Source organism: Amycolatopsis sp. SID8362 (assembly GCF_010550475.1).
In the GTDB taxonomy this organism is placed as follows: domain Bacteria; phylum Actinomycetota; class Actinomycetes; order Mycobacteriales; family Pseudonocardiaceae; genus Amycolatopsis; species Amycolatopsis eburnea.
Genome location: NZ_JAAGNB010001425.1, coordinates 1 through 6,296, shown reverse-complemented (window position 1 = coordinate 6,296; position 6,296 = coordinate 1). Strand labels below are relative to the sequence as shown.

Annotated in this window: 9 protein-coding genes; 4 read left to right on the top strand and 5 right to left on the bottom strand. The window is 74.1% G+C overall.

The window, feature by feature from the left end; all coding sequences use genetic code 11:
- The coding region (locus G3I65_RS44015; protein ID WP_160701367.1) for a UvrD-helicase domain-containing protein at positions 1-474 on the bottom strand (474 nt) is incomplete at its 3' end.
- 139 nt (positions 475-613) lie between these two features.
- Here G3I65_RS44015 and G3I65_RS44010 point away from each other — a divergent pair.
- The gene (locus G3I65_RS44010; RefSeq protein ID WP_160701366.1) at positions 614-937 is read left to right on the top strand and encodes an MGMT family protein; all 324 of its coding nucleotides are present in this window, start codon (positions 614-616) and stop codon (positions 935-937) included.
- Between the two features lie 28 nt (positions 938-965).
- Positions 966-1,823 carry a siderophore-interacting protein gene (locus tag G3I65_RS44005; protein WP_160701365.1) on the top strand — a complete coding sequence of 286 codons (858 nt, stop codon included), beginning with the start codon at positions 966-968 and terminating at the stop codon, positions 1,821-1,823.
- On the opposite strand, the gene G3I65_RS44000 is transcribed toward G3I65_RS44005, so the two are convergent.
- Both G3I65_RS44000 and G3I65_RS43995 read right to left on the bottom strand, forming a co-directional pair.
- Entirely contained in the window at positions 1,824-2,630 is an 807-nt protein-coding gene (locus G3I65_RS44000) for a uroporphyrinogen-III synthase (protein ID WP_160701364.1), read from the bottom strand.
- Positions 2,623-3,591, bottom strand: a complete 969-nt coding sequence (locus G3I65_RS43995) for a YafY family protein (RefSeq protein WP_160701363.1) — start codon at positions 3,589-3,591, stop codon at positions 2,623-2,625. Before G3I65_RS43995 ends, G3I65_RS44000 begins: the two co-directional genes overlap by 8 nt.
- A 63-nt stretch (positions 3,592-3,654) precedes the next feature.
- Between G3I65_RS43995 and G3I65_RS43990 the strand changes: the two genes are divergently transcribed.
- Together G3I65_RS43990 and G3I65_RS43985 are read left to right on the top strand one after the other, a co-directional pair.
- Entirely contained in the window at positions 3,655-4,050 is a 396-nt protein-coding gene (locus G3I65_RS43990) for a DUF3224 domain-containing protein (protein ID WP_166641345.1), read from the top strand.
- A gap of 9 nt (positions 4,051-4,059) precedes the next feature.
- Complete coding sequence (locus tag G3I65_RS43985) at positions 4,060-5,157, top strand: DNA glycosylase AlkZ-like family protein (protein ID WP_160701361.1); 1,098 nt, start codon at positions 4,060-4,062, stop codon at positions 5,155-5,157.
- Positions 5,158-5,160: 3 nt separating this feature from the next.
- Here G3I65_RS43985 and G3I65_RS43980 read toward each other — a convergent pair whose 3' ends face one another.
- Entirely contained in the window at positions 5,161-5,826 is a 666-nt protein-coding gene (locus G3I65_RS43980) for a DUF4097 family beta strand repeat-containing protein (protein ID WP_160701360.1), read from the bottom strand.
- A 101-nt stretch (positions 5,827-5,927) separates the two neighbouring features.
- The coding region (locus G3I65_RS43975) for a winged helix-turn-helix domain-containing protein (RefSeq protein WP_203612675.1) at positions 5,928-6,296 on the bottom strand (369 nt) is incomplete at its 5' end.

The window sequence follows — 6,296 nt, the reverse complement described above, 5'->3', positions numbered from 1 at the left end:
GATCAGGGCGGGCCGCAGCGGCTCCGGCCAGTACCCGGCTTCCTCGTCGAGGTCGCCCGCCAGCAGCTCGCGCACGACGACGTCCTGCTCGGCGCCCGCGAGCAGCCGCGGCGGCGGGAGCTCTTCGGCCATCGCCTCCAGCCGCAGCAGCGAGTAGGCGTAGGAGTGCACGGTGCGCACGAGCGGCTCGCGGACGGTCCGGGGCAGCGGCCGCGCCAGGTCCGGGTCGGCGGTGAGGCGGCGCGTGATGTCGGCGCGCAGGGCGTCCGCGGACTTGCGGGACGTGGTGAGCACCAGCACGCTCTCGGGGTCCACGCCCTCGGCGATGCGGCGGGTGGCGGCCGAGGCGAGCAGCGCCGTCTTGCCGGTACCGGGTCCGCCGAGCACACGCCGGAACCCGCCGGGCGCGGAGAGCACCCGCCGGGCGCCTTCGTCCCAGGTGAACGTGGGTGCGTCGGGGACCGGCGCGCGCACCAGCCGCGCGTCCGCCCGCACCGTTCGCCTCCCGTTCACCCCGCGATGGAACCACGTCCGGAGTAGTGGGTGCGGCACCGGCACGGGTTAGCGGTGGACGGCTACGAAAAGTGTCGTACCCCTACGGCAGAGTGTCGGTATGGACGACGTTCTGCACGAGCGCGTGCGGGAGATCATCGAGTCGGTGCCGGCCGGCAAGGTGGCGACGTACGGCGACATCGCGGCGCTCGCGGGCGCGCCTTCGCCGCGGATGGTGGGCGCCATCCTCGCGGAGGACGGGCACGACCTGCCGTGGCACCGGATCCTGCGCGCGAACGGCACCCCGGCGCCGCACCTGGTCCACGACCAGCTGGAGCGGTTGCGCGCGGAAGGGGTGCTGGCCGACGGTCAGCGCGTGGACCTGCGGAAGTACCGCTGGAAGCAAGGAGGTGACGAGGATCCCGGCCCGGAAGGGCTGTTCTGAGACCCAACCCTTAGGTTAGCCTCGCCTAATGACGACGCAGGCGGAGCGCACCACCCTGACCCACCACCGTGCCTCGGTCACGGCGGTCCGGCCGCTGTCGCCGCACCTGGTGCGCGTGACGCTCGCCGCGGAGACCTTCCGCGAGCTGGTGCCGCAGGCGCCCGACCAGTACGTCAAGCTCTTCTTCCCGCTCGCCGGGCAGGCGGAGCCCGTGCTGCCGGAGACCGCTTCCGACGTCATGTCCTGGTACCGCACGTACCTGGCGATGCCGGACGACGTCCGGCCCCCGATGCGCACGTACACGGCCCGGGCGATCCGGCCGGAAGCGGCGGAGGTCGACGTCGACTTCGTCCTGCACGGCGACGAGGGCCCGGCGTCGGCGTGGGCGTCCCGGGTCCGGCCGGGCGACCGGGTGGCGTTCATGGGCCCGTACGGCCTGTACGCGCCTCCGCCCGCCACCGACTGGCAGCTGCTGGTCGGCGACGAGACGGCGCTGCCCGCGATCGGCGCGATCGTCGAGCAGCTGCCCCGGGGCGCGCGGGCGTCGGTGTACGTCGAGCTGGCGGACCGGGCGGACCGGCAGGCGTTCGACACCCTCGGCGCGGTCGAGGTCCACTGGGTGCTGCGCGGCTCGCGGCCGTTGGGCGAGGCGTTGCTGGACGCGGTGCGTGGGGCGGCGTTCCCCGGCGGGACGCCGTACGCGTGGGTGTCCGGCGAGGCCAGCGTGGTGAAGCTCGTGCGACGGCACCTGGTGCGGGAGCGCGAGGTCGACAAGCGGTCGATCTGCTTCACGGGTTACTGGCGGCGCGGGCTGAGCGAGGAGGCCGCGGGCCGGGAAGCGGTCCGCGCCGCCGAGGCGGGTGAGGTCCCGGCCGAGGAGGACTGACTAGTCCGGCACCGAGAGGGTCGAGACCAGCAGCTTCACCAACGCTCCCAGCCGCTGGCGCTCCGGCTGCACCGTCCGGATCCCCGCCTCCTCCAGCGGGGCCGCGGTCACCGGGCCCACGCACGCGACCACCACCGGCCCCCGCAGCGCCGCCACCAGAGCCTCATACCGCCCGTACGACCGCGCCAGCGCCAGGAAGTTCGCCGCCGCCGGGGCGCTCGTGAAGGCCAGCGCGCCCAGCTCGCCCGCGACCGCCGCGTCGATCAGGTCGTGCACCGGGCGGACGTCCGGCGGGGAATGCCACCGGTACGGCTGCACCTCCACCAGCGACGCCCCGGTCAGCGACGACGTGTGCGCGGGCAGCGGCGTCCCGTGCAGCTGGACCGCCACCCGCGCGCCGGCCACGCCCGCCTCGGCCAGTGCGCCGAACAGTTCCGCGTTCGACTCCGACTCGGCCGAAAAGGCCTCCCGCAGGCCGGCCCCGCGGACCGCGCCGACCGCTTTCGGGCCGCGGGCGTAGATCCGGGACTCGCGCAGCCGGTCGAGCAACGGCTCGCGCAGGCCCCACCCGGCCGCCGCGTCGAGCCAGCCGCGGAAGCCCGCGCCCGTCGTCACCACCGTGAAGGCGACCGGCTCGGCCAGGACCGCTTCGGTGGCCGAACGCAGCGCGGGGTCCGATTCCAGCGGGACGATGGTGATCGTCGGCGCGTGGCGGACCTCGGCGCCGTAGCGTTCGAGGGCCGCGATGAAGTCCTCGGCCCGGCGTTCGGCCGTGACGCCGATGGCGATCCCGCTCAGCTCACCCATACTTCGCGCCCATCTCTTCGATCGCTTTGGCCAGCTCCGCCCGCAGGTCCGCCGGTTCGAGGACCTCCAGGTGCGGCCCGAAGCGCAGCAGCTCGCCGATGGCCGGTTCGCCGCGTTCCACCGGCAGCTCCACGGTGAGCCAGCCGTCCGCGTCCGGTTCGCCCGGGGCCGAGCGCAGCGCGCGGGCCCCGACCGCGCCCGCGTAGAACGGTACGAGAGCCTGCGCCCGCGGCGACAGCCGCACCACGGCCACGCGCGGGAACATCCGGCGTTCGAACTGCTCCGACCACTCCTGCCAGTACCGCGCGAGGTCGAACCCGGCCGGCCGCTCGAACGCCTCGCCGAGGTCCTCCAGCGCCAGCACCCGCGAGATCCGGTACGTCCGGTCGGACCCTTCGCACCGCGCCGCGAGGTACCAGTTGCCCGCCTTGAGGATCAGTCCCAGCGGCTCGACGTCCCGCTCGACGACGCGCTGGCCCCACCGCTCGTAGCGGATCCGGATCCGGTGCGACGACCACACGGCGTCGGCGACGGCGGACAGCGTCGGCAGGCTCTCGATCCCCCGGTGCCAGCCGGGGACGTCCAGGTAGAACCGCTCGGCGACGCGCCCCGCCCGGTCGCGCAGCTCCGGCGGCAGCGCCGCGTACAGCTTGAGCTGCGCCGCCGCGAGGACCGTCCCGAGGCCCAGCTCGGCGGCGGCCACCGGCAGCCCGGCCAGCGACAGCGACTGCGCCTCTTCCTCGGTCATCCCGGTGAGCCGCGTGCGGTAGCCGTCGACCAGCCGGTAGCCGCCGGTCCGCCCGCGGTCGGCGTACACCGGGACGCCGGACGCCGAGAGCGCGTCGATGTCCCGGTAGATCGTCCGCACCGAGACTTCGAGCTCCTCGGCCAGCTCTTCGGCCGTCATCCGGCCGCGGTTCTGCAGCAGCAGGAGGACGGACAGGAGACGGCTCGCACGCATACCCGGAATTTTGGCAGAAATACCTGACACAAGCTGACAGGTATCCCCGGCAGAGTGACTCCCATGAACGGATTCACCACGAAGAACTGGGAAGAGAAGATCGTCAGCGGCACCGAGGGCGGCCCGCGGGTGGCCTACGCGCACGCCTCTTTCGCGTACGAAGGCGTCCTCGAGGGCGAGTCGGTCTGCGACCTTCTGCTGTACTACGCGGGCGAAGGCTACGAGAGCGGCGAGACGACGTCGCCGAGCTTCGAGCGCTTCGAGGGCAAGGTCGGCGGTCGCGAAGGGACGTTCATCGTGCGCCACGAGTACACGTTCGACGCCAAGGGCATCGCGTCGACCTTCACCGTCGTCCCCGGCTCGGGCACCGGCGGGCTGGCCGGGCTCACCGGCTCCGGCACCGCCGGCGGCGCGCTGGGCGAGGACAAGGTCGGCTACACCTTCGAGTACACGTTCTAGGAGCCGCACGTGGACCGCCGCCAGGTACTCGCCTACCGCATCGCCGAGCACGGCCTGCACCGCACCGCGCGGGACCTGGCCGACCTCGCCGTCGTCCGGGCCGGGCTGCAGGACAGCATGCGCGACACCGCGCTGCTCGCCCTCGTGGCCCGGCTGGACGGCGAGGTGTCCCTCGTGGACGATCCGCGGCTGGTGCTCGCCTGGACGTTGCGCGGCGCGCCGCACTTCCACCTCGGCCTCGCCGAGGTGACGCGGGCACTGGTGCCGCTCGACGACGCGGACGCGCTCGCCCGGATGCTCTGGCAGCGCAAGGAACTGGCGGCGACCGGCCAGGCGGCGGCCGACGTGGTTTTCACGGCGGCGGCCGCGCTGCGCAAGGTCGTCACCAAGCCGATGACGAAGGGCGCGGCGAGCACCGCGGTGACGAAGGCGCTGCCGCCGTCGTTCTCGCGGTGGTGCCGGGGGTGCGGCGCGACCCACATCCAGGAACAGCTGATGCGCATCGCGGCCCCGCACGCGGGCGTCCGCCTGGTCGCGGGTGCTTCCCCGGCGACGCTGGCCCCGCTCGAAGGCCGGGGCCGGATGCGCCGCACGCCGGACCCGGCGGCCGCGACGAAGGTGGTCGAGGACTACCTGCGGCTCAACGGCCCGGCGACCCCGGGCGAGGCGGCGGAGTTCGTCGGCACCGCGAAGGCCGTCGTGGACCGGACGTGGCCGGCGGACCTGGCCGAGGTCGAGGTCGAAGGACGGCGGAAGTACCTGCCCGCCGCCCAGCTGCCCGCCTTGGAGAACCCGCCGGAGCCCGACCTGGTGCGGTTGCTGCCCCCGCTCGACCCCTTCATCCAGGCCCGCGACAAGACCCTGCTGGTCCCGGATCCCGCGCGCCGCAAGGAGGTCTGGAAGATGCTGGGCAACCCCGGCGTCCTCCTCGCGGACGGCGACATCGCGGGCACTTGGCGCACGAAGGGCAGCGGCGCGAAGCTGACGTTCACGGTGACGGCGTTCGACCCCCTCCGCCCGCCGCTGCGCGAGGAGGCCGAAGCCGAAGCCGCGCGGGTCGCGGCGGCGCGGGGGTTCGAGAAGCACGCCGTCTCCTGGGTCGGCTGACGGTCACCGGGCGGCGGCGTCGATGTCGCCGTAGGCGGTGGTCGCCTGGATGGTCAGGCCCGGCGTGCCCCCGGTGTTCTTGAGGGCGTTGCGGATCCGGCCGTAGGTGGTGCCGGCGTCGAGGGACGCGGACACGCCGGTGGCCGCGCCGACCGTGATGTCGCCGGCCTGGGTGCTCAGGACCAGGTTGCCGCGCACGGCTTCCGCGATCCGGATGTCGCCCTTGCCGGTGGTGATCTCCGCCGGGCCGGTGAGGCGCCCGACCGAGACGTCGCCGGCGTGGGCGGTGAGGCGGAGGCTCGCGGCCTCGTCGATCACGACGCCGCCGTGCGCGCCTTCGACGGTGACGTCGCCGAGGCGGCCGACGCCCCGCAGCTCGACGCTCGCGGCCTTGGCCCGGACGTCGGAGCCGGCGGGCAGCGCGACGGTCACGTCGAGAGCGCCGGACGGGCCGAAGTACTGGTTCTTGACGACGCCCTCGATCCGCAGGACACCGTCGGAGAAGCCGACCTCGACCTGCGAAGCGGCCTTCACGTCCCGGCTCTTCGACGGGTCGGCGGGCAGGATCTCGACGGTGGTCTCGCCCGCCTCGGCGGCGACGAACCGGACGCGGCCGGCGGCGATGTCGAGGACGGTGGCGATCGGGGCGGGGGTGGTGAAGTTCTGCATCGTGGGGCTCCTGGTGTCTCGGTTTCGGTGTGTGAAGCCACCTTCGCCGGGCCCGCTGACACCGGATCGCCACCGCGCTGACACGCCCGCTGACACGCCGGTCAGGCGTCCACGGCCAGCCGGTACCCCCGCTTCACCACCGTCTGGACGACCTTGCCGCCCCCCAGCGACGTCCGCAGGCGGCCGATCGCCGTCTCCACCGCGTGCTCCTCGCCGCCGCCCGGCAACGCCGAGATCAGCTCGCGGCGGGACACCACCCGGCCCGGCGACGCCGCCAGTGCGCGCAGCAGCGCCATCGGCGCCGGCGCCACCTCCCGCCAGTCACCGTCCACAATGGCCGCTTGGCCGCGCAGTTCGATTTCCCGGCCGCCCGCGGAGAACCGCGGCGACCGCGTCACCAGCGTCTCGGCCACCGTGCGGGCCAGCGCGCCGATCCGCGCCCGGTGCGGCTGAACCGTCGGCACCCCCAG